Origin of the sequence: Cognatundibacterium rivi, assembly GCF_018139565.1 — a bacterium.
Taxonomy (GTDB): Bacteria; Pseudomonadota; Gammaproteobacteria; order Burkholderiales; family Burkholderiaceae_D; genus Undibacterium; species Undibacterium rivi.
The window spans coordinates 488615-510429 of the sequence record NZ_JAGSPK010000003.1; the positions used below are offsets into that span (position 1 = coordinate 488615).

The following is a 21815-nucleotide window of genomic DNA, read 5'->3' on the forward strand; positions in this document are numbered from 1 at the left end:
CCCGCTATTTAGCGGGGATTTTTCATTCATCAACTGCTGCGCCTACTCTACGGCCTTCACCATATCTTCGATGACCTTTTTAGCGTCACCGAATACCATCATGGTCTTATCCATATAGAACAATTCGTTATCCAGACCTGCATAGCCGGACGCCATCGAACGCTTATTCACGATGATGGTTTTTGCTTTGTAGGCCTCAAGAATCGGCATCCCAGCAATCGGTGATTTCGGATCTTTTGCTGCAGGATTGACGACGTCGTTAGCACCGAGTACCAGCACAACGTCTGCCTGACCAAATTCGCTATTGATATCTTCCATCTCAAATACCTGATCGTACGGTACTTCCGCTTCTGCCAACAAGACATTCATGTGTCCAGGCATACGGCCAGCGACCGGATGAATCGCATATTTCACCGTAATACCTTTGTGCGTCAGTTTCTCTGTCAGCTCTTTCAAAGCATGCTGCGCGCGTGCCACGGCAAGGCCGTAGCCAGGAACGATAATGACTGTTTCCGCATTACCGAGCAAAAATGCAACGTCATCGGCAGAACCTGACTTCACATTTCGCTGTGCCTGCCCGCCAGCAGCGGCCTCCGCTGGAGCCCCACCAAAACCGCCAAGAATCACATTAAAGAACGAGCGGTTCATAGCCTTACACATGATGTAAGAAAGAATCGCACCTGACGATCCAACTAATGAACCGGCGATAATCAGCATCGAGTTATTGAGAGAAAAACCAATACCAGCAGCAGCCCAGCCTGAATAGCTATTCAGCATGGAAACCACGACCGGCATGTCTGCACCACCGATAGGAATGATGATCAGCACGCCCAATACAAAGGCGATCAGCGCCATCAACACAAACGGTATCCACGCCGGTTCTGTACCAGGAGCAAAACAGAAGATCAGACCAAGCCCGACCATCGTGATCGCCAGGATCAAATTCAGAAAGTGTTGCCCTGTAAAACTGACAGGTGCGCCCTGAAACAAGCGAAACTTATATTTACCCGACAATTTGCCAAACGCAATCACTGAGCCTGAGAAGGTGATCGCACCAACAAACGTCCCGATAAATAATTCAAGACGATTACCGAAAGGAATCGCAACTTCGCGCGTCGTGATATTGAAAATCCATGGTTCGGCAACGACAGCCACAGCAATACATACTGCAGCTAAACCAATCAGTGAATGCATGGCGGCAACAAGTTCCGGCATCTTGGTCATTTCGACCCGTTTAGCCAATGTTGCACCAATGCCGCCACCGACAATCACTCCCAGTGCGACCAAACCATAGCCTAAGCCGCCGCCTGCTGCTTCGGTTTTCAGCTTAACGATCAAGGCGATAGTCGTCGCAACAGCGACGGCCATTCCCATCATGCCGAAAGCGTTGCCACGTCGAGCCGTCGATGGATGCGACAAACCTTTTAACGCTTGAATAAAACAAACAGATGCAATCAGATAGAGCATCGTGACCAGATTCATGCTCATTATTTGCTCTCCTTGCCAGCGTTATTCTGCGTTATTTTCGGCTCTTTTTTCTTAAACATTTCCAACATTCTCTGGGTGACCAGAAATCCGCCGAACACGTTCACAGCAGCCAGCGCCACCGCAACGGTTCCCATCACCTGTGCCAGCAAACCTTCGGTCAGTCCTGCGGCCAGCATGGCACCAACAATGATGATGGCAGAAATCGCATTAGTCACGGCCATTAATGGCGTGTGCAATGCGGGAGTAACCGTCCACACCACGTGATAACCGACATAAATTGCCAGTACAAAAATGATGAGGTTGGTTAGGGTATGACTTACTTCCATGATGTCCTCTCTGTAGTATGGATTAAGACATGCAAAAGCAGACGATACTGTCGCGAGGAGCAATCCGTCTGAAAATTTTAAAGATTCAGTCCCGATGCTGCCTCGCCAATATTGCCTCAATACTCTTTCAAACTGGTGATCTGGTTTTTTGCGTTCACAAATACCACATTCGGTTTGTGATGACGCGCTTCCTCTTCTGTCATCGGCGCGTATGTGCAGATAATCATCAAATCACCTAGTTGCACCTTGCGGGCTGCAGCGCCGTTCAGGGAGATTTCGCCACTTCCACGTTTACCTTTGATGGCATAGGTGGAAAAGCGCTCACCATTGTTGACGTTATACAGCTCAATCTGTTCGTTCTCGATGATATTCGCGGCGTCGAGCAGATCTTCATCAATTCCACATGAACCTTCGTAGTGGAGATCGCACTGGGTCACAGATGCGCGATGAATTTTGGCGCGGAGCATATTTCTTTGCATGGTATTTCTACTTTCTATTGCTTGTTACAAAAAACTTAAAATCTATTTTATTTCTTCAATACCTCATCGCCCGCACAAACCAGAGTTGCTGCAACGATTTCATCTTCACGATTAATCGCCAATCCGGCATCTTTGTCGATAATTAACTTCAGAAAATCCAACACGTTGCGTGCATACAAGGCCGACGCATCTGCCGCAACCAGAGTCGCCAGATTAGGTTCGCCGATAATGTGCACACCATATTTAGTGACCGTTTTGTTCAATTCAGACAAAGGACAATTGCCGCCCTGCTCCACCGCCATGTCGACGATGACCGATCCTGGTTTCATCGCTTTGACAGTTTCTTCCGAAATCAACACCGGTGCTTTCCGTCCCGGGATCAGCGCGGTCGTAATGATGATGTCTGCCTGCTTGGCTCGTTCATGAACCAATGCCGCCTGACGCGCCATCCACGCTGCAGGCATAGGGCGCGCATAACCACCAACACCCTTGGCAATTTCCCGCTCTTCATCTGTCTCGTACGGTACATCAATGAATTTTGCACCGAGCGATTCGACCTGCTCTTTAACGGGCGGTCTGACGTCGGATGCCTCAATGACGGCGCCCAGACGCTTCGCCGTTGCAATTGCCTGCAAACCAGCGACACCGACGCCCATGATTAAAACGCGCGCCGCTTTCACTGTTCCAGCGGCGGTCATCAGCATAGGCATAAAGCGCTGATAAGTATTTGCGGCCAACATCACTGCTTTATAACCAGCAATGTTTGCCTGAGAAGACAGCACGTCGAGTGACTGCGCACGGGTAATGCGCGGTGCAGCTTCCAGAGCGAATGCATTCAGACCGTGTGCGGCCATCACTGCAATATTTTCAGTATCGAAAGGATTCAGCATGCCCACTAACGTTGTACCGGACTTGATCAAAGTCCGTTCGTCAGCATTGGGGGCACGCACTTTCAGCACCAGTTCAGCGCCAAATGCGTCGGCAGCAGAACCAATTTGAGCTCCTGCTGCTTGATAAGCTTCATCAGTGATACTCGAGGCCACGCCAGCACCAGACTGCACAATCACCTGATGTTTTGCAGCTACGTACTTCTTAATGGTTTCCGGAGTTGCCGCAACACGCGTCTCTCCGGGCCGAGTCTCGGCGGGGATGCCGATTTTCATAGATTTGCTCCCTGACTAAGTAAATAAAATCTTTTATGCTTATCGCAAACATGTAAGCGATTACATGCTTGCCGTATCTCGCTTCGGTCCGTTCAGAACATACATACCGATCTGATCCGACCAGTAGAATCCTGTGATGACAGGTACCGGATTCAATCTGACAACAGCAGCAACACAGCCGCAAGTATCTGATGCAAAAATCAACAATGCTTACCAGATTCTTACATTTAATAATAGGCAACGATATTACACGCAAAATGTTTTTTAGAACAACCGTTCGTTTTTGTGGCTTTCTACTATTTTCCCTTTCACCACAAATATGTTATGCAAGACAAACGCCGCCAATTTCCCCTGTTTTATCCCGTAAGAGCTGCGGATCATAAAAAATAGTCCGCTAAAGATGCGTCGGACAACCAGCAAGTATATCGACAGACGACACAAACGCCCGTGGCAAAGTAAAATGTCGGACTTATTGAGAAAAGCTATGTCAACTATCTGGAAACCATCCGTCACAGTCGCCGCCATCATTGAACGTAACAAACGCTTTTTAATGGTGGAAGAAGAAACAAACGAAGGCATTCGCATTAACCAGCCTGCCGGCCACCTGGACCCGAACGAATCACTTGAACAAGCGGTGATACGGGAAACGCTGGAAGAAACAGCGCACGACTTCACACCCACAGCGCTGATCGGCACTTATCTGTCACGCTACATCTCTCCTAAAACCGGAGAAGACGTCACTTATTTACGTTTTGCATTCACGGGAGACGTCGGTCAGCAACATGATCGAGCCCTGGATACCGGCATTCTGCGATCCATGTGGATGAGTTACAACGAAATACTGAATGCAGAACATATCCATCGCAGCCCGCTGGTTTTGCAATGTATCGATGATTATTTACGAGGGAAACGTGCTCCGCTATCCCTCTTGTTTACACACCCGAGCGTCTTATGAGCAAAAAACGAGTAGTGATAGGTATGTCTGGTGGCGTTGATTCGTCTGTATCCGCATGGCTATTAAAAGAACAAGGTTATGAAGTCATCGGCCTCTTTATGAAAAACTGGGAAGATGACGATGACTCAGAATATTGCTCCACCCGCGAAGACTGGATAGACGCGGTCAGCGTCGCCGATGTCGTTGGCGTCGATATAGAAGCAGTCAATTTTGCGAGTGAATATAAAGACCGTGTCTTTGCCGAATTTTTACGCGAATATCAGGCTGGACGCACGCCTAATCCGGATGTGCTGTGTAACGCTGAAATCAAATTTAAAGCATTTCTGGACCATGCAATGAAATTGGGAGCCGACTACATCGCAACTGGCCACTATGCACGTGTGCGCGAGGTCAATGGCGAATTTCAGTTATTAAAAGCGCTGGACGCCAGCAAAGATCAAAGCTATTTTTTGCACAGATTAAATCAAAAACAGCTCGCCAATACTTTATTTCCTTTAGGTGAAATTCATAAAACTGAAGTCCGGAAAATTGCCGAGCAATTGCAATTACCCAATGCGAAAAAGAAAGACTCGACCGGGATTTGCTTTATCGGCGAACGTCCTTTCCGTGAATTTCTGAACCGTTATCTGTCTTATAAACCAGGAGCGATTAAAACTCCTGAAGGTGAAACCATAGGACAACACGTCGGTTTGAGTTTTTATACCCTAGGACAACGCAAAGGCATAGGCATAGGCGGCATTAAGTCTCATCAGAACGCCGATGGCAGCAGCGATGCGTGGTATGTCGCAAGAAAAGATGTGGCAGAAAATACGCTGTATGCAGTACAAGGTCACGATCATCCCTGGCTGCTGTCTTCTGCACTCGATGCAACACAGGTAAGCTGGGTCGCAGGCCGCGCTCCTGAAGTCGGCCAGTTATCAGCAAAAACACGCTATCGCCAACCCGACGTCAGTTGCAATTTTTCCGGAGATACTGAGCAATTCCACCTACATTTCGATCAGGCACAATGGGCAGTTACGCCGGGGCAATCTGCCGTTTTGTATGATGGTGATATCTGTCTCGGCGGAGGCATTATTCATTCTGCAAGCGCAGAAAAATGAATTTTACTGAACTTAAAATTTGCGATGAAAAACAATAAATGGCAGGTTCCGGCAGGATTAATCTAAATTTTATTTAAGATATTCCTCATTAAATTGAATAATCACAATTATTTGATACGTTTTGTCGCTTTACAATTCAATTTAATGAAATTACATTTACATTTTTCTCACACTGGAAACGCCAGCAAATCATGAATCATCCTGATACGCAAGTCCTGGGCGGCACCGTCAATGCGCGGATAGGCAAGGTCTATATGAGCCTGTCTAAAGCACATAAAAAAGCTGCGGATTATGTACTGTCGAATGTCTTCCGGTCGGCAACGATGTCAATCGACGAGCTTGCGAATGCGGTTGGCATTTCCGTTGCAACAGCCAACCGGTTTGCGCGTGCACTGGGGTTTGACGGATATCCACAATTCCGTGCTGAACTTGTATGCGGCTTTGAGGCGATGCTCGCCCCGATTGACAACCTGCGTAGCGAAGTCCAACGCCCGGCAACCAGCACCGAAATTATTGCAGGTTCTCTCAACGAAGATCTGGCCAATCTGGAAGCCACTCGTCGCGGTCTCGATCCGGCATTGTGTAATCAGGCAGTCAAAATGATTTTAAATGCCGAACGCATTTACATCATTGGTTACGGTGCCAGCGCCTTTCTGGCGGGGCTGATGGCACACAGTCTTGATCCATTTTGCAATACCGTGCAATCGACGATTGGCACCGGTGGCCCTTCTACGGTAGCGCGACAATTATTCAAATACACTTCGCGTGATCTGGTGATCGGCATTTCTTTTCCACGTTACGCAGAAGATGCTGTGACCATTTTGCGGCAACTGAATGAGAAAAAAGTACCAGTACTGGCACTCACTGATGCGCCCAGCTCACCGCTGGCTGCACTGGCAAATATCACTCTGTATGCGCAGACCCGACGCCATTTTTCACCAAACTCTGAAGGTGCCGCGCTTTGTCTGATAGAAGCGATTTGCAGCGCCGTCGCACATCAGGCAAAAGCACCGGTACATGCCGCATCAGAAATGACTAAGTTTGTGATGCCTTGGCTATACCAAGAGTCAAATACTGGCGTGCGTAAATCGTCGCCAGATCTGACCGTGATCGACGCCGACCGGCCAGCCTAAATAAGGTTTCTGTCTTTTGGAGACATCATAAAAAAAACCTCAAAGTAGATTTTGCTTTGAGGTTTTTTTACAGATGGAAATACAGCAAAAAATCAGGATCGGATAATGTAGTCAAATGCAGCCAGTGAAGCCTTAGCGCCTTCGCCCACAGCAATCACAATTTGCTTGTATGGTACCGTGGTCACATCGCCCGCGGCAAAAACGCCAGCCAGAGAAGTTTGTCCACGCGCATCGATTTCAATTTCGCCATGACGGGATAATGTCAGGCTGCCTTTTAGCCATTCAGTATTTGGTACCAGACCAATCTGAACAAAAATACCTTCGAGCTCAACATTCTTTAACTCACCACTGACAAGATCTTTGTAGCTCAGCGCATTCACCTTCGTTCCATCACCATGTACTTCTGTGGTTTGCGCCTGAGTAATCACCGTTACATTGGCCAGACTACGCAATTTACGCTGCAATACTTCATCGGCACGTAGCTCTGCGCCAAATTCCAGCAAGGTAACGTGACTGACGATGCCTGCCAGGTCAATCGCCGCTTCAACTCCGGAATTTCCGCCACCGATGACAGCGACACGTTTTCCTTTAAATAAAGGACCATCGCAATGCGGGCAGTAAGCAACGCCATGATTACGGTATTCACGTTCGCCCGGAACGTTAATTTCACGCCAACGTGCACCGGTCGCTAAAATCACCGCTTTGGCTTTCAGCGTTGCACCACTGGCCAACTGAATTTCATTGACGCCGTCTTTTTGCGTGAGCTTTTCAGCCCGCTGCAAATTCATAATGTCGACATCGTAAGTCTTCACGTGCTGTTCCAGTGCTGCCGCAAACTTTGGTCCTTCAGTCTCGGTAACCGAAATAAAATTCTCAATCGACATCGTGTCGAGAACCTGACCACCAAACCGTTCCGCAACGACACCAGTACGGATTCCTTTGCGAGCCGCATAGATCGCCGCTGCCGCACCCGCAGGACCACCACCGACGATCAGTACGTCATAAGGTGCTTTGGCATCCAGTTTTTCAGCAGCGCGTTGCACTGACCCGGTATCGAGTTTCGCCAGAATTTCTTCAATGGACATACGTCCCTGACCAAAAACTTCACCGTTCAGGTAGACCGTCGGCACCGCCATAATCTGGCGTTGTTCAACTTCAGTCTGAAATAAAGCGCCATCGATCGTGACCGATTGCACTCGAGGATTCAATACCGCCATCAGATTCAGCGACTGCACAACTTCCGGACAATTCTGGCAAGTCAGAGAAATGTAGGTTTCGAAGTGAAAGTCACCATCAAGGTTTTTGATCTGCTCAATCACATCTGCGTCAACTTTAGGTGGGTGACCACCAGCCTGCAGTAAAGCAAGCACCAGAGATGTGAACTCGTGTCCCATCGGAATACCGGCGAAACGCAAATTGATGTCATGCCCCGGCGAGGTAATCGCAAATGAGGGCTTGCGCTCGTGATCATCAGTATTTTCAGACAGGCTGATTTTGTCAGACAACTCAGCAATTTCACGCAGCAAGACTTGCATTTCTTTTGCCTTCTCGCTGTCATCAAGCGAGGCCAGCAACTGAATTGGGCGCGTCAGTTTTTCGAGGTAGGCTTTTAATTGCGTTTTGAGAGTCGTGTCTAACATGATGCCTTCTTTCTGATACCGTTGAATTCATCTTCCCGGAATAAATCACCGGGAAGATGCGAAATGCTAAATACTGCTTAGATCTTGCCAACCAGATCCAGGGATGGAGTCAGTGTTTCTGCGCCTGGTGTCCATTTCGCAGGGCAAACTTCACCTGGGTGATTTGCAACGTATTGTGCAGCCTGAACTTTACGCAGCAATTCTTTCGCGTCACGGCCAATACCGTTGTCGTGCACTTCCATGACTTTGATTTCGCCGGCTGGGTTCACGACGAATGTACCGCGCAATGCCAGACCTTCTTCTTCGATCAGCACTTCAAAGTTACGGGAAATCGCCAATGTTGGGTCACCCAGCATTGGGTAAGTGATTTTGCCGATAGTGTCAGAAGTGTCGTGCCAAGCTTTGTGGGTGAAATGTGTATCTGTAGAAACGCTGTAGATTTCAACGCCCAGTTTTTTGAATTCTTCGTAATGATCAGCCAGATCGCCTAACTCAGTTGGGCAAACAAAAGTGAAGTCTGCTGGATAAAATACAAAAACAGACCATTTGCCAGCCAGATCTTCGCTGGAAACCGGAACAAATTTGCCATTGTGGTAAGCGGTAGTTTTAAATGGCTTTACAGTAGTATTGATCAGTGACATGGTAATTTCCTTTGTTGTTAAAACAGGTGTTAAGTGATGAGTTCAAATGATAAAACGTTTTTTCACATTTAAATAGCTAATTAATTTTATTGAACTCATTAATTTTAGCTATCATCGATAGTATACCTCACTATTCTTAAATCGATATGTCATGCACGATATAAGCAGGCCATACAATCAAAACGATTTATTCTGATCGCATCAGCATCTACCCAAAGACAGATCCGCCTCCCATACATCAGCACCACACTCAACAACATAGCGCGATAAGGGACGATGATCAACGTCGTGCTGGCGAAATAATAATTGTTACCTTGAATCGACAAAGCATTCGATTTCTTATTGTGCAACGTTATAATTCCCGACCACCTCATCACAAGGAATCTCTATCGTGTCAGACCGACTTGCCGTTCTTCCTCAATACCTTTTACCTAAACGGGCTCTGACCGTATTTGCCGGAAAAATTGCGAATGCCAAAGCAGGTAAGCTGACCACCCACCTGATCGAGTGGTTTGTGGACAAATATCAGGTCGACATGAGTGAGGCTGCCAATCCGGATACCGCCAGTTACACCAGCTTTAACGAATTCTTTACGCGTCCACTGAAGAGCGGCATCAGACCATTGGCTGCCAGCGATTTGGTTTGTCCTGTCGATGGTGCAATCAGTCAATTCGGGCCAATCGCCAAAGGACAGATTTTTCAGGCAAAAGGGCATGATTATTCAGCAACGGCATTGCTCGGTGGCGATAGCAAGGCTGCCGCTCAGTTTCACGATGGAAGTTTCGCGACCATCTATCTGAGCCCGCGCGACTATCACCGCATACACATGCCTTGCGACGGAAAGCTGACCCGCATGATTTATGTGCCGGGTGATTTATTCTCCGTTAATCCAACAACTGCCCGCGGCGTTCCAGGCTTATTTGCGCGAAATGAGCGCGTAGTCTGTTTTTTTGACTCTGCTGCGGGACCATTTGTATTAACCCTCGTCGGAGCGACGATTGTCGGTAGCATGGCCACCGTCTGGCACGGCATTGTGAATCCACCACGCAATAAAAATATCGTCGAATGGGACTACAGCAAAGACAACATCGTCCTCAAAAAAGGGGAAGAAATGGGGCGCTTCATGCTGGGCTCAACGGTGGTATTACTTTTCCCTCATAACACGCTGGCATTTAATTCCTCATGGACTGCAGCAAAGCCCGTGCGCATGGGAGAATCCATGGGAAATCGTCCGCAAGGCTGATCCCCCCTCACTCACCAGACTAAGCCTGCAATTCGATTGCAGGCTTTTTTATTGCGCGAACGCAAGCAATTACATTCAGAGACATCTGCATACTAAAAAATTCTTGCCAATCTCATTTATTTGCATAATAATCTAAATAAGAATTGTTCTCACTTAGATTTATAGGAAAGCAAAATGGCTGAATTTAATACGCAACAGATGTTCGTCTCAGACACGTCGGCAAAGGCGCAACTTCAGCCTGTCGCACGCAAAGCGGTACCTCGCTTAAGCAGCAGGGAGCTGATGCAGTCTTCCCGAGAACTCGAAATTGATCACGAAGGACGCATTTATCGCCTGCGGATCACACAGTTAAATAAATTGATTCTGACAGCCTAAGCCGTCACTGATTTCACAGGTAGCCAGCCAATCAGGGTTCAGCCAATCCGATCCGGTTTCTCACTGAGGAAAACACTATGTCGATTCACTATGAAATGCATTCTGAGTTATCAACACCACCATCAAAAGCGTCGACGCCGGAAATATTGGTTTCCGCAGTCCTGCATCTGATGTCGCATTACACCGTGAACTCAGTCAACGCAGAAGGCGAGGCTGCCTGCGTCAAGTTGGCATCCGTGATTGAAAAACATCTGCAGGCCTTGTCTGAATTACCTGAATTAGCACCAGTGTTACGGGCAACCTGCCAGCAATTATCGGAACAATGGGCGATATTAGTTGATCGCAATTTATGTCAGCCAAGAAAGCCAAAACGCTTTTCCTGGCTGATGTGAAAAGCGTGTAGTTATTAAAGTAAAGAAAAGAGCGAGGGAGCTATGATTGTTTGTGTTTGCAACAATGTCTCTGAAAAAAAGATTCATCACGCGGTCGATACCGGTATGAGTACCATGTCTGATTTACGTGCCCATCTGAACGTAGGTACTTGCTGCGGCAAATGTGCGGGCTGCGCGCGACAGGTGCTGCGCGAGTGCATCGCCAAGAAAGAATCGAGAGAACATGAAGTGCAGTTATTTTTACATAAACTGGGCTTTCAGAATAACGAGATACCAGCATGAATACACACTTCTACCCGACGTATGGCAATGAAGAAAAAACACTGAGCCGCTCACGCATTTTGTCATTTTCGGCCATCGTCCTTGCGCATCTGGGTCTGGCCTACGCGCTACAACATGGCCTGATTTCTAAAGTGACTCAATTGCTGCCGCGCGAAGTGGTCATGACCCTGATACAGCCGGAAACGCCTGTACCGGAACAAACCAAACCGCAAATTGTTCAGAGCAAAAAAACGCTCACTCCGGTCTCGACAGAAATAACGCCACCTAAAACGCCTATCGTCACTCCGAATAACGTCCCGAATGAACAAGCGATCGTTGCAGCGGCAACTGAAGCCCCGGTTGTCAGCGCAAAAGCGGAGGTCGCGACACAGACACCTAGCGGAACACCTTCCCCAACTGCCATCAAGACTGTCAGTGCGGTTGAATATATACGAGCCCCAAAAGCAGAGTATCCGCGCGTATCCAGACGCATGGGTGAAGAAGGCAAAGTAACCTTACGCGTATTGGTCAATGAAAAAGGATATGCTGAAAAAGTCGATATTCAGAAATCATCCGGCTTCCAACGCCTGGACGAAGCAGCGCGTCATGCATTAATGCAAGCCATCTTCAAGCCCTACCTCGAAGATGGAAAAGCACTGGCGATGATTGCCACTGCGACCATTAATTTTTCTCTGGACGTATAACCAGATTTCACAATCAATTTTTTTATTTCGATTGCGCAGTAAGTTGCTATGATAGGAGCACTTCACTCTTCACCACTGTCGAAAGGATTCATGATGAAAGGCGATGCGAAAGTCATCAAGCTGCTCAATGCACAACTGACCAATGAATTAAGCGCGATTAACCAGTATTTTTTACATGCGCGCATGTACAAACACTGGGGACTGGAAAAAATTGCGAAGAAAGAATACGAAGAGTCGATTGGCGAAATGAAACATGCCGATAAGCTGATCGATCGCATACTCATGCTTGGCGGCTTACCGAATCTGCAGGCGCTGCATAAGCTGATGATAGGCGAAGATACACCAGAGATGCTGGCGTGCGATCTGAAGCTTGAGCAAGCTGCGCAAAAGACCGTGAAAGAAGGTATCGCAGTATCAGAAAGTTGTGCTGATTATGTTTCTCGTGACTTATTTCAAATGATCCTGGAAGACACGGAAGAACATATAGACTGGCTGGAAACGCAAATAGAATTAATTGAAAAAATTGGCGTTCAGAATTACCTGCAGTCGCAACTCAGCAGCGAAGAATAAACAAAAAGGATGATGCTCACCACATCATCCTTTTTTTGTCTTTCGTTTTAAGATTACTGCGGCACCGTGTCTTTAAAAGACTGGCGTTCCGATAATTTATCAAACAATTTCGCGAGGTTAGGATAATCATCGCGCCATGAAATTTCCGGGAAACGGAAACTGAGCCAGCCCAGCAGACAGGCAACGCTGATGTCCGCTAAAGTTAAACGACTGCCAGAACAAAAAGGCATGTCGCCCAAGCCCAGAGAAATCGCTTTTAAACCAACATTCACTTTCCCCATCTGACGATGGATCCAGTCTTCACTTTGTTGTTCTTGTGGACGCAATGTTTTCTCTAGGCGCACCAGAATTGCGGCATCCAGAACGCCATCCGCCAAAGCTTCCCAACATTTCACTTCAGCCCGCTCACGCCCGAGTGAGGGAATCAAGCGACCAACCGGCGTCAAGGTATCCAGATATTCAACAATGACGCGTGAGTCAAACATCGCACCGCCATCTTCCATTAACAGACAGGGAACTTTGCCTAACGGATTAGACTCCTGAATCGTCGTATCTTCGGCCCACACATTTTCTAGTAAAAAGGCGTAATCCAATTTTTTTTCCGCCATCACAACGCGGACTTTTCTTACGTAAGGACTGGTGTTGGAGCCAATGAGTTTCATAGTTTTTGCAAGGTTAATTAAGTCGGGATTATAACGGTTAAGCACATTATTTCCACCTGCACCGACAAGCGATCTGGCTTGATACAAGGAAGCGATACCCGGTTGCAAGCTACCTCACAATGGTAAAATCTCGTATTCAGTGCAAAAATCTTCGATAGTCTGCAATTTATCTCAGGTTTCATTACCCACCGGAAATTTCACATAATTTGTAAAATCGTTGTTTTTTGCGTAAGCATTTTCTATTGACCTCCAAATATATTTCCATCATGTCCCTCTCTTCGCTCTCAGCCCTCTCCCCTCTTGATGGCCGCTATGCCACTAAAGTTGATGCCCTGCGCACGACCCTGTCCGAAGCTGGCTTTATGCATCACCGTGTCAAAGTTGAAGTCTCATGGCTGCAGGCTTTAGCAGAAGCAGGCTTCGATGAAATTAAACCTTTCTCTGTCGATGCCAAGTCCTTACTCAACAAGCTGGTCGCTGAATTTTCAGAAACCGACGCGCAACGCATCAAAGACATTGAAGCCGTCACAAATCACGACGTGAAAGCAGTCGAATACTGGCTGAAAGAAAAAGTAGCAGGATCGGCAGAACTGGTTGCGGCAAGTGAATTCATACATTTTGCCTGCACGTCCGAAGACATCAACAACACATCGCACGGCATGATGCTGAAAACCGCACGTGACGGTGTCATGGTGCCGTCACTGCAAAAAGTGATTGCGCGCCTGACAGAACTGGCGCACACAAATGCAGATGTGCCGATGTTATCGCGCACACATGGACAACCTGCCAGCCCGACCACACTCGGCAAAGAAATAGCGAATGTCGTGGCTCGTTTGCAGCGTGCAATCAAACGTATTGAACAAGTTGAAATTCTCGGAAAAATGAATGGCGCAGTCGGCAACTACAACGCGCACTTATCTGCGTACCCTGCCTATGACTGGGAAAATTTTTCTAAAAACGTGATCGAACAACGTCTGGGTCTGACTTACAACCCGTACACGATTCAAATTGAACCGCATGATTACATGGCTGAAATGTTTGACGCTTTCGCGCGTGCCAATACCATTTTGCTGGATCTGAACCGCGATATCTGGGGTTACATTTCTGTCGGTTATTTCAAACAAAAAACCAAAGCCGGTGAAATTGGTTCATCTACGATGCCGCACAAAGTGAACCCTATCGATTTTGAAAATTCGGAAGGTAATCTTGGTCTGGCAAATGCGCTGCTGCGCCATCTGTCAGAAAAATTGCCGGTGTCCCGCTGGCAGCGTGATCTGACTGACTCCACTGTGCTGCGCAATATCGGCGTGGCCTTTGGTTACACCTTGCTGGCCTACGACAGCTGCCTGCGCGGTCTGAATAAGCTCGAAACCAATCCTGAACGCCTGGCAGCCGATCTCGATGCGACATGGGAAGTTCTGGCAGAACCTGTGCAAACCGTGATGCGCCGTTATGGCATAGAAAACCCATACGAACAGCTCAAAGAACTGACACGCGGCAAAGGAATTTCTAAAGAAGCGCTACGTGAATTCGTGCTGACACTGGCTATTCCTCAGGATGCTAAAGACTTGCTGCTGGCGATGACACCGGCGAACTATATCGGTATCGCAGCAAAATTAGCAAAAGCCATCTAAGCAATTAGTTTCTGCATTCCGACAAAAACTGGCGTATCAGTGCAAAGCTGATACGCCAGTTTTTTCTTTTCTCGGCGCATCAATATGCCCACCGGAATTTGCATTAGCGATTTCTGTATCGCTTCATAACAGGTAAGAATTCAAATATTGCGCTATCCTGTTTTTGAGGCGACTCTGCACACTTTCGTTTTTTTTGCTATATTAGTCCTAATGCGAACTAATTTTCAATTTTAAAAGGAATTCCCGATGGCAAACAACGAGCGTTACTCCGCAGTTTCAGTGGCATTGCACTGGCTGATCGCTTTGCTGATCATTGCTGCTTTTTCATTGGGCTGGGTGATGACGGATATGAAAATCAGTCCGACCAAATTGCAATACTACTCTTACCATAAATGGATAGGTGTCACGGTATTGGCCTTAGTTGCGGTGCGCTTGCTGAACCGCTTGCTAAGTCAAGCGCCAGACTATCCGGCACACATGAGCGTGTGGCAGCAAAAAGCCGCCAGCTATACGCATCTGCTGTTGTATGTATTAATGTTTGCAGTGCCATTGTCGGGCTATTTTTACACTTGTGCTGCAGGCTATCCTGTCGTTTATCTGGGCTTGTTTGAATTACCGAGTGTCATCGCGCCTAATCCGGAAATCAAACACAGCCTGAAAGAGTTGCATGAAATACTGACTTACGGCATGGCGGCTTTAGTGCTCATGCATATCGCTGCCGCACTCAAACATCAATTCATTGATAAAGACGGTCTGCTGCGTCGCATGATGCCAGGCAAATAATTTCTTACAGAAAGTATCTTATGAAACTCGCAAAATTATCCAATAAACTCGTCGTTTCCGCGATCACACTGGCAGTTGCCATTCCTGCGCTGGCAGCCATGGCAAAGCTAGACAATGCCAAGAGCAATGTTGCTATCGTCTTTAAACAAATGAATGTGCCGGTCGATGCGAAATTTAAAAAATTCAGCGCGAATATCGATTACAACGCGGCAAAGCCAGAAACATCGAAAGCGAATGTAGAAATTGAACTCGCCAGCTTTGATCTGGGCGATCCTGAATACAATAAAGAAGTCTTGAAAAAAGAATGGTTTAACGCCGCACAATTTCCGAAAGCCAGCTTCGTTGCCACCACAATGAAAGCCAGCGGACCGGGCAAGCTCGACGTTAACGGCACGCTCACCATCAAAGGAAAAAGCAGCAACGTCAGTTTTCCACTCAACGTCAAGCAAGATGGTAAAAATCAGATTTTTGACGGTAGCCTGCCGATCAAACGTCTGGCCTTTAACATCGGCGAAGGTGAGTGGAAAGATACCGGCATGATCGCTGACGAAGTTGTCATCAAGTTTCATGTAGTCACCACGCAGTAAACCAGCAACGCAGTTTGTAAGCTATCACATCAGAAAATCAACAGTCTCACACTTTGACCATTTAATCAGGAGCAATTATGAAATTCAGCAAATTAATCATCGCCGCTTTGGCTATCAGCGCTGCACCAGCATTCGCACAAACATACAACATCGAACCAAACCACACTTACCCAAGTTTTGAAGCGGATCACATGGGCATTTCCGTATGGCGTGGTAAGTTCAATAAAACTAGCGGTAAAGTTGTTCTTGATCGTGCGGCAAAAACAGGGACTGTCGATATCACTATCGATGCATCCTCTATCGATTTCGGTCATGAAAAAATGAACGAACACGCAAAATCAAAAGACATTTTCAACGTTGCTCAATTCCCGACTGCCACTTACAAAGGCACTTCGATCAAATTTGAAGGCGACACACCAGTAGCAGTTGAAGGTAACTTCACTTTGCTGGGCGTGACTAAACCACTGACATTGAAAATCAATAAATTCAAATGTATCCAGCATCCTATGTTCAAGAAAGAAGCATGCGGCGCTGACGCCTCTGCTGAATTCAAACGTACAGACTTCGGTCTGAACTACGGCATGGCTTATGGCTTCGCACCAGAAGTTAAGCTGGCTATTCAGGTTGAAGCCATCAAAGCTGACTAAGCGGATGAATCCGGCACCATGTTTTACATGATGCTGAGCAGCTGAATGACCAGGCCGATCCTATGATCGGCCTTCTATTTTGAGTGTTGAATTGAGTGTGAAATATGGGTAAACGATTTCTCCGCAGCATACGTATGCTGGCCGAATGCATGCAATTATTTGAGCAAATATCGACGGCCAAAGTCCGGCAATTCGGGTTGACGCACTCCCAGTTTGACATCATCGCCACACTGGGAAATACGCAGGGCATGACATGCAAAGAACTCGGTGAAAAAACCCTGATTACCAAAGGCACGCTGACCGGCGTACTCGACCGGCTGGAACAGAAAAAACTGATTTCCCGCGAACGAGGCAACAACGACCGACGCCAGTTTTTTGTGAAACTGACGCCACTAGGGGAAGCCGCCTTTGATGAAGTTTTCCCGCATGTGGTCGCAGAAGGCGAGAAGCATTTTGCCGATTACTCAGAAGCCGATTATCAGGCACTGGAAGATGCGCTGGGTAAGCTCAGACATCATTTCAGCGCCGAAAAATAATAAATATATACTCCCCCCAGTATATAAAAAGGCCTAATGTTTCTGTAGACATTAGGCCTTTTTTATTAAAATGATGGGGGAGTATATGTATTTTCTGGTTTTACAGATGATCTCCGACGATCGGTCCCTTACCACTGAAGCGATCCAGCGCAAGATAAATCACAGGTGTAATGAACAGCGTAATCGCCTGTGAAAAAATCAAACCACCGACCACCGCAAGCCCCAGCGGCTGACGCAGTTCGGCACCGGCACCCAAGCCCAGCGCGATCGGTAAAGCACCGACCAGCGCTGCCAGCGTCGTCATCATAATCGGACGAAAACGCTGAATACAGGCTTCCCGTATCGCTTCTGCCGGCGTCATGTTCTGATGCCTTTGCGCATCCAGCGCGAAGTCGATCATCATGATCGCATTCTTTTTCACGATACCGATCAGCAGCAAAATACCGATGGTTGCAATCAGCGTCAGGTCTTCGCCGAACCATTTCAGTGTCAGCAAAGCACCCACCGCAGCCGATGGCAAACCAGCGAGAATCGTAATCGGATGGATGAAGCTTTCATACAGTACGCCGAGCAAAACATAAATCACCAGCAGCGCGGCAACGATCAGCACAACTTGTCCGGATTGCGAATTTTTAAACACTGCCGCATCGCCGCCATAGCTGGTGATGATGGAGGTCGGCAATTTAATCTCTTCCCGGTATTTTTCTATACGGTTGGTTGCCTCACCCAATGCAGTATCCGGCGCCAGATTAAACGAGACCGTCACCGCCTGTAACTGACCAACGTGATTAATCGAAGTCGGCCCAACAGTACGTTTGACGGTTGCCACGCTCGACAATGGCACCAGTGTTCCGGTATTGCTGCGGACATAAATACCGTTGATCGCGCTTTCATCTTTTTTGGCATCCGGCGCAACTTCCATGATGATCTGATAGCTATCAACATTCGTATACATCGTCGAGACCTGACGCTCACCAAAAGCGCTGTACAAAGCTGAGCGTATGCTGTCCATGCCGACACCCAGCGTGTTCGCACGATCACGATCGATCTCAAGTGATGCCTGCAAGCCTTTCAATTGCGAATCCGTGGTCACATCTTTAAAGCCAGGATCGGCACGCAGTTTTTCCTGTAGTTTATTTGCCCAGCTATTCAGTTCACCCGCCTCGACACTTTGCAAAATATACTGGTACTGACTTTTACTTGGACGACCACCGAGCTGCAAGTTTTGCGTAGGCCGCAGGAAGACATTAATGCCGGGAACTGCCGCCAGCTTTTTACGCAAACCATCGACCACTTCTTTCATGGGTTTGCGCTGATCGCGTGGTTTGAGGTTGATGAACATACGACCCGTATTCTGCGAGCCGCTGCCGCCGTTAAACGAGGTTGCAGTCAGTACGCTGGGGTCATCGCGGATAATTTTGGCGACCTGATCCTGCAATGCCACCATTGCCGGGAACGATGTGTCTTCCGCAGCTTCGGTGGAAACGTTGATCTGGCCGATATCCTCTTGTGGGAAAAAGCCTTTAGGAATCACATTAAACAGATACGCCGTTGCCGCGAAAGTCGCCAGCGCAATCAACAGCACAAACTTCCGGTGTCGCAACGCCAGATCAAGTCCGCTTGTATAGACACGCAACGACGCATTAAAGCCGCGCTCAAACGTATTGAGCATCGCAGCGACCAGTGGCGACGGTGCTTTCAGTTCATGTTCACTTTTCAGGAAACGACTCGCCAGCATCGGCACCAGTGTCAGAGAAACGAAGGCAGACGCCAGAATCGCCAGACTGACGATGACCGCAAACTCATGGAACAACTGACCGATCACGCCCGGCATGAAAAAAATCGGAATAAAAACCGCCACCAGCGAAGTCGAGATAGAAATAATCGTAAAACCGACTTCGCGTGAGCCTTTTAATGCCGCCTTGAACGGCTCCTCACCGTTTTCAACGTGGCGCATGATGTTTTCCAGCATCACGATCGCATCATCGACGACCAGACCCACCGCTAAAGTCAGGCCGAGCAAAGACACGTTATCCAGCGTATAGCCAAAACCCCATAACAGACTGATCGCGCCAACCAGCGAAACCGGCAGCGACAAAGTCGGAATGATGGTGGCGACCATGCGGCGCAGGAACAGGAAAATAACGATGACCACTAAAAATATCGTCAGCAATAACGTCAGATTCACGTCGTGCAAGGCGTCGCGGATAGAAATTGAGCGATCATTGACCAGATTCAGTTTGACTGAGGCTGGCAATTGCGCCTGAAAACCCGGTAAGGCGGATTTAATCGAATCCACCACCTTTACCGTATTCGCATCTGACTGACGCTGAATCGCTAAAGTGATGGAACTTTCGCCGTTGAAATTAGCGGAAGTTTTCACCTGCTCGTAACTATCTTCAACGACCGCGACATCGCGCAGGCGAACCACTTGCCCACCTTTATTGCTGACCACCAGATTGGCAAATTCTGCCGCGCTCTGCAATTGTTTATTGGCTTGCAGTGTCAACGTCTGCTTATCACCATCCAGCGTACCGACTGGTGTATTGGCATTTGATGTTTTAATACTGCTGGCAAGCTCATCCAGCGTCAGATTACGTGCGGATAAGGCATCCGGCATGACACGTATGCGTACAGCATAGCGTTTGATACCGAAAATATTCACTTGCGCGACGCCTTCCAGCGTCGACAAACTCGGTGAAATCAAATGTTCAGCATAACTGGTCAACTCGGCCAGACTCAGCGAGGGCGACGTCAGGGCAATGAACAATACCGGCGCATCAGCAGGATTAACCTTACGATACGAAGGTGGTGACGTCATATCGACAGGCAAGGAACGTTGCGCTCGCAACAAAGCCGCCTGCACATCGACTGCTGCTGCGTCGATATTACGATTCTGGTCGAATTCCAGCGTCAGGGAAGTATTTCCTATCGTATTGCTGGAACTGATAATCGATAAACCGGGGATCGTGGCGAATTGCTTTTCGAGCGGCAGCGCAACTGAAGTTGCCATCGTTTCGGGGCTGGCACCGGGAAGATTTGCATTCACACTGATGACCGGTGTGTCATAGCTCGGTAAAGCCGCAATCGGAATGTAGCGGTAGGCCAGAATACCTGCGATCACAATCGACAGATTCAGCAACACCGTCATCACCGGACGGCGGATGAACAACTCAGATAAATTCATGATGCGCTCGCTGCGGATGCCGATGACGCTGCAGCAGGCTTGTCAGATGCTTTGGCTGCATTCGCTGTGTTTGCTGGCGCACCTGATTTGTCACCTTTGCCCGACTTATCACCTTCTTTTGCGTCAGCGCCGCGCTCTTTCACCAGCGCACCAGGACGTAAATTCTGCTTTCCTTCCAGCACCACTTTTGCGCCAGCATCAATTCCTGTCACCACTGCATCGGTACCAAAACTTTGCGTCACAACGACAGGCTTCAACTCAGCCTTAGATTCTGCATTCACCACATATACAGACTTGCCACGCGCACCGACAACGACTGCATCTTGCGGTACAACCACTGCGTCTTTCAGCGTCTGCACACTCATTTCCAGATTCACATACGCACCCGGCCACAGTTTCATTTCCTTGTTATCAAACACGGCTTTCACTTTGACAGTACCGGAAGCAGCATCCACAACGTTATCGACGAACTGCAACTTGCCTTTAAATTTGCTGACACCATCCGGCAAACTCGCCGTCACGTAACTATCCTGACCTTGCATACTTTGTAGTGCATCAGGCAAATTACGTTGCGGCAGCGGGAAGGTCACTGCAATCGGATTCATCTGCGTAATCGTCACCATTGCTGTCGCTGTTGCGCTCGGCTGAACTAAGGAACCCGGGAAAACGCTGATGATACCGGTGCGTCCGGCCGATGGAGAAACAATACGGTTATAGCTCAGTGCGACGCGAGCAGCAGCAACAGCGGCTTTATCCGAAGCAACGACGGCCTGCTGCGCATCCACCAGCGTCTGACTGGAATCGAGCGCACTCTGGGCTATAAATTTTTTCGCCAGCAATTCTTTACTACGCGCCAGTTGCCGCTGATTGTCAGCCAACGTCGCCAGATCTTTATCCAGCTGGGCCTGTGCTTTGGCCAGATTGACTTCATCCGTGCGGCTGTCGAGTGTGAAAAGCACATCGCCGGCGCGCACAAACTGACCTTCTTTGATATGCACCTTCGCCACGGTACTGGTGACCTGCGGCCGGATATCCACCGTATTCAATGCGGACACCACACCATTCGCCGCGATACGCACTGGGTAATCCCGTTTTTGGGCAACGATGGTAGACACGCTCACTGGACGACTCTGCGCATCGCTTTTGGCTCCGCTAGTTTTACCCGCAGCTAAAGGATCGGCTTTATTTATTTGAGATGGCGCGACAAAATAATAGGTGCCGCCCGCAAGTGCGGCAATCACCGCGACGATAGTAAAATTTTTCAATTGGCTCATGTTATTTTTATCCTTTGCAGACGCAGTAAGACTGA

Annotated in this window: 23 protein-coding genes; 14 read left to right on the forward strand and 9 right to left on the reverse strand. The window is 48.1% G+C overall.

Annotated elements, in window-relative coordinates; translation table 11 throughout:
* Positions 1 to 42 precede the first annotated feature (42 nt).
* The 4 genes from KDM87_RS10765 to KDM87_RS10780 all read right to left on the reverse strand — a co-directional run bounded on the left by KDM87_RS10765 (position 43) and on the right by KDM87_RS10780 (position 3456).
* Positions 43 to 1488 (reverse strand): NAD(P)(+) transhydrogenase (Re/Si-specific) subunit beta, encoded by a 1446-nt coding sequence (locus KDM87_RS10765; RefSeq protein ID WP_212679065.1) that lies wholly within the window; start codon positions 1486 to 1488, stop codon positions 43 to 45.
* A complete protein-coding gene (locus KDM87_RS10770) occupies positions 1488 to 1814 on the reverse strand; it encodes an NAD(P) transhydrogenase subunit alpha part 2 (protein ID WP_212679066.1) in 327 nt (108 codons plus the stop codon). Before KDM87_RS10770 ends, KDM87_RS10765 begins: the two co-directional genes overlap by 1 nt.
* A gap of 116 nt (positions 1815 to 1930) precedes the next feature.
* On the reverse strand, positions 1931 to 2293 hold the full coding sequence (gene panD, locus KDM87_RS10775; protein ID WP_186882919.1) for an aspartate 1-decarboxylase: 363 nt from the start codon (positions 2291 to 2293) through the stop codon (positions 1931 to 1933).
* Between the two features lie 47 nt (positions 2294 to 2340).
* Positions 2341 to 3456 (reverse strand): Re/Si-specific NAD(P)(+) transhydrogenase subunit alpha, encoded by a 1116-nt coding sequence (locus KDM87_RS10780; RefSeq protein ID WP_212679067.1) that lies wholly within the window; start codon positions 3454 to 3456, stop codon positions 2341 to 2343.
* Positions 3457 to 3940: 484 nt separating this feature from the next.
* Between KDM87_RS10780 and KDM87_RS10785 the strand changes: the two genes are divergently transcribed.
* The 3 genes from KDM87_RS10785 to KDM87_RS10795 all read left to right on the forward strand — a co-directional run bounded on the left by KDM87_RS10785 (position 3941) and on the right by KDM87_RS10795 (position 6644).
* Complete coding sequence (locus tag KDM87_RS10785; protein WP_212679068.1) at positions 3941 to 4411, forward strand: NUDIX hydrolase; 471 nt, start codon at positions 3941 to 3943, stop codon at positions 4409 to 4411.
* A complete protein-coding gene (gene mnmA, locus KDM87_RS10790; RefSeq protein WP_212679069.1) occupies positions 4408 to 5511 on the forward strand; it encodes a tRNA 2-thiouridine(34) synthase MnmA in 1104 nt (367 codons plus the stop codon). The genes KDM87_RS10785 and mnmA overlap by 4 nt, the downstream gene beginning before the upstream one ends.
* A gap of 191 nt (positions 5512 to 5702) precedes the next feature.
* The gene (locus tag KDM87_RS10795) at positions 5703 to 6644 is read left to right on the forward strand and encodes a MurR/RpiR family transcriptional regulator (RefSeq protein ID WP_186882915.1); all 942 of its coding nucleotides are present in this window, start codon (positions 5703 to 5705) and stop codon (positions 6642 to 6644) included.
* A 92-nt stretch (positions 6645 to 6736) separates the two neighbouring features.
* On the opposite strand, the gene ahpF is transcribed toward KDM87_RS10795, so the two are convergent.
* Entirely contained in the window at positions 6737 to 8284 is a 1548-nt protein-coding gene (ahpF, locus tag KDM87_RS10800; protein WP_212679070.1) for an alkyl hydroperoxide reductase subunit F, read from the reverse strand.
* Between the two features lie 77 nt (positions 8285 to 8361).
* Positions 8362 to 8925, reverse strand: a complete 564-nt coding sequence (gene ahpC / locus KDM87_RS10805; RefSeq protein WP_186882913.1) for an alkyl hydroperoxide reductase subunit C — start codon at positions 8923 to 8925, stop codon at positions 8362 to 8364.
* A gap of 391 nt (positions 8926 to 9316) precedes the next feature.
* Between ahpC and asd the strand changes: the two genes are divergently transcribed.
* From asd to bfr, 6 genes are all read left to right on the forward strand, one after another.
* Complete coding sequence (asd, locus tag KDM87_RS10810) at positions 9317 to 10168, forward strand: archaetidylserine decarboxylase (protein ID WP_212679071.1); 852 nt, start codon at positions 9317 to 9319, stop codon at positions 10166 to 10168.
* 174 nt (positions 10169 to 10342) lie between these two features.
* Positions 10343 to 10543: a hemin uptake protein HemP gene (gene hemP, locus KDM87_RS10815; protein ID WP_230407708.1), complete on the forward strand. Its 201-nt coding sequence runs from the start codon at positions 10343 to 10345 to the stop codon at positions 10541 to 10543.
* A 77-nt stretch (positions 10544 to 10620) separates the two neighbouring features.
* A complete protein-coding gene (locus KDM87_RS10820; protein WP_329604922.1) occupies positions 10621 to 10935 on the forward strand; it encodes a hypothetical protein in 315 nt (104 codons plus the stop codon).
* A gap of 42 nt (positions 10936 to 10977) precedes the next feature.
* A complete protein-coding gene (locus KDM87_RS10825) occupies positions 10978 to 11217 on the forward strand; it encodes a (2Fe-2S)-binding protein (protein ID WP_186882911.1) in 240 nt (79 codons plus the stop codon).
* Positions 11214 to 11900 carry an energy transducer TonB gene (locus KDM87_RS10830; RefSeq protein WP_212679072.1) on the forward strand — a complete coding sequence of 229 codons (687 nt, stop codon included), beginning with the start codon at positions 11214 to 11216 and terminating at the stop codon, positions 11898 to 11900. The genes KDM87_RS10825 and KDM87_RS10830 overlap by 4 nt, the downstream gene beginning before the upstream one ends.
* Before the next feature lie 93 nt (positions 11901 to 11993).
* Complete coding sequence (bfr, locus tag KDM87_RS10835) at positions 11994 to 12470, forward strand: bacterioferritin (RefSeq protein WP_186897165.1); 477 nt, start codon at positions 11994 to 11996, stop codon at positions 12468 to 12470.
* A 53-nt stretch (positions 12471 to 12523) separates the two neighbouring features.
* On the opposite strand, the gene KDM87_RS10840 is transcribed toward bfr, so the two are convergent.
* Complete coding sequence (locus KDM87_RS10840) at positions 12524 to 13132, reverse strand: glutathione S-transferase N-terminal domain-containing protein (protein ID WP_212679073.1); 609 nt, start codon at positions 13130 to 13132, stop codon at positions 12524 to 12526.
* 266 nt (positions 13133 to 13398) lie between these two features.
* Here KDM87_RS10840 and purB point away from each other — a divergent pair, with 266 nt between their 5' ends.
* From purB to KDM87_RS10865, 5 genes are all read left to right on the forward strand, one after another.
* Positions 13399 to 14766 (forward strand): adenylosuccinate lyase, encoded by a 1368-nt coding sequence (gene purB / locus KDM87_RS10845; RefSeq protein WP_212679074.1) that lies wholly within the window; start codon positions 13399 to 13401, stop codon positions 14764 to 14766.
* Positions 14767 to 15012: 246 nt separating this feature from the next.
* The gene (locus KDM87_RS10850; protein ID WP_212679075.1) at positions 15013 to 15549 is read left to right on the forward strand and encodes a cytochrome b; all 537 of its coding nucleotides are present in this window, start codon (positions 15013 to 15015) and stop codon (positions 15547 to 15549) included.
* Between the two features lie 20 nt (positions 15550 to 15569).
* A complete protein-coding gene (locus tag KDM87_RS10855) occupies positions 15570 to 16136 on the forward strand; it encodes a YceI family protein (protein WP_212679076.1) in 567 nt (188 codons plus the stop codon).
* A gap of 77 nt (positions 16137 to 16213) precedes the next feature.
* On the forward strand, positions 16214 to 16783 hold the full coding sequence (locus KDM87_RS10860; protein ID WP_186882906.1) for a YceI family protein: 570 nt from the start codon (positions 16214 to 16216) through the stop codon (positions 16781 to 16783).
* Between the two features lie 104 nt (positions 16784 to 16887).
* Positions 16888 to 17319: a MarR family winged helix-turn-helix transcriptional regulator gene (locus KDM87_RS10865; protein ID WP_212679077.1), complete on the forward strand. Its 432-nt coding sequence runs from the start codon at positions 16888 to 16890 to the stop codon at positions 17317 to 17319.
* 100 nt (positions 17320 to 17419) lie between these two features.
* Here KDM87_RS10865 and KDM87_RS10870 read toward each other — a convergent pair whose 3' ends face one another.
* Positions 17420 to 20506, reverse strand: coding sequence for an efflux RND transporter permease subunit (locus tag KDM87_RS10870; RefSeq protein WP_212679078.1), 3087 nt, complete (start codon positions 20504 to 20506; stop codon positions 17420 to 17422).
* Positions 20503 to 21780, reverse strand: coding sequence for an efflux RND transporter periplasmic adaptor subunit (locus KDM87_RS10875; protein WP_212679079.1), 1278 nt, complete (start codon positions 21778 to 21780; stop codon positions 20503 to 20505). The genes KDM87_RS10870 and KDM87_RS10875 overlap by 4 nt, the downstream gene beginning before the upstream one ends.
* Positions 21781 to 21815: the final 35 nt, after the last annotated feature.

What these genes read in the sequence shown, in the direction of transcription:
- KDM87_RS10765 (WP_212679065.1), bottom strand. Translation starts at nt 1,488, where the DNA reads ATGAGCATGAATCTGGTCACGATGCTCTATCTGATTGCATCTGTTTGT.
- KDM87_RS10770 (WP_212679066.1), bottom strand. Translation starts at nt 1,814, where the DNA reads ATGGAAGTAAGTCATACCCTAACCAACCTCATCATTTTTGTACTGGCA.
- panD (WP_186882919.1), bottom strand. Translation starts at nt 2,293, where the DNA reads ATGCAAAGAAATATGCTCCGCGCCAAAATTCATCGCGCATCTGTGACC.
- KDM87_RS10780 (WP_212679067.1), bottom strand. Translation starts at nt 3,456, where the DNA reads ATGAAAATCGGCATCCCCGCCGAGACTCGGCCCGGAGAGACGCGTGTT.
- KDM87_RS10785 (WP_212679068.1), top strand. Translation starts at nt 3,941, where the DNA reads ATGTCAACTATCTGGAAACCATCCGTCACAGTCGCCGCCATCATTGAA.
- mnmA (WP_212679069.1), top strand. Translation starts at nt 4,408, where the DNA reads ATGAGCAAAAAACGAGTAGTGATAGGTATGTCTGGTGGCGTTGATTCG.
- KDM87_RS10795 (WP_186882915.1), top strand. Translation starts at nt 5,703, where the DNA reads ATGAATCATCCTGATACGCAAGTCCTGGGCGGCACCGTCAATGCGCGG.
- ahpF (WP_212679070.1), bottom strand. Translation starts at nt 8,284, where the DNA reads ATGTTAGACACGACTCTCAAAACGCAATTAAAAGCCTACCTCGAAAAA.
- ahpC (WP_186882913.1), bottom strand. Translation starts at nt 8,925, where the DNA reads ATGTCACTGATCAATACTACTGTAAAGCCATTTAAAACTACCGCTTAC.
- hemP (WP_230407708.1), top strand. Translation starts at nt 10,343, where the DNA reads ATGGCTGAATTTAATACGCAACAGATGTTCGTCTCAGACACGTCGGCA.
- KDM87_RS10820 (WP_329604922.1), top strand. Translation starts at nt 10,621, where the DNA reads ATGTCGATTCACTATGAAATGCATTCTGAGTTATCAACACCACCATCA.
- KDM87_RS10825 (WP_186882911.1), top strand. Translation starts at nt 10,978, where the DNA reads ATGATTGTTTGTGTTTGCAACAATGTCTCTGAAAAAAAGATTCATCAC.
- KDM87_RS10830 (WP_212679072.1), top strand. Translation starts at nt 11,214, where the DNA reads ATGAATACACACTTCTACCCGACGTATGGCAATGAAGAAAAAACACTG.
- bfr (WP_186897165.1), top strand. Translation starts at nt 11,994, where the DNA reads ATGAAAGGCGATGCGAAAGTCATCAAGCTGCTCAATGCACAACTGACC.
- KDM87_RS10840 (WP_212679073.1), bottom strand. Translation starts at nt 13,132, where the DNA reads ATGAAACTCATTGGCTCCAACACCAGTCCTTACGTAAGAAAAGTCCGC.
- purB (WP_212679074.1), top strand. Translation starts at nt 13,399, where the DNA reads ATGTCCCTCTCTTCGCTCTCAGCCCTCTCCCCTCTTGATGGCCGCTAT.
- KDM87_RS10850 (WP_212679075.1), top strand. Translation starts at nt 15,013, where the DNA reads ATGGCAAACAACGAGCGTTACTCCGCAGTTTCAGTGGCATTGCACTGG.
- KDM87_RS10855 (WP_212679076.1), top strand. Translation starts at nt 15,570, where the DNA reads ATGAAACTCGCAAAATTATCCAATAAACTCGTCGTTTCCGCGATCACA.
- KDM87_RS10860 (WP_186882906.1), top strand. Translation starts at nt 16,214, where the DNA reads ATGAAATTCAGCAAATTAATCATCGCCGCTTTGGCTATCAGCGCTGCA.
- KDM87_RS10865 (WP_212679077.1), top strand. Translation starts at nt 16,888, where the DNA reads ATGGGTAAACGATTTCTCCGCAGCATACGTATGCTGGCCGAATGCATG.
- KDM87_RS10870 (WP_212679078.1), bottom strand. Translation starts at nt 20,506, where the DNA reads ATGAATTTATCTGAGTTGTTCATCCGCCGTCCGGTGATGACGGTGTTG.
- KDM87_RS10875 (WP_212679079.1), bottom strand. Translation starts at nt 21,780, where the DNA reads ATGAGCCAATTGAAAAATTTTACTATCGTCGCGGTGATTGCCGCACTT.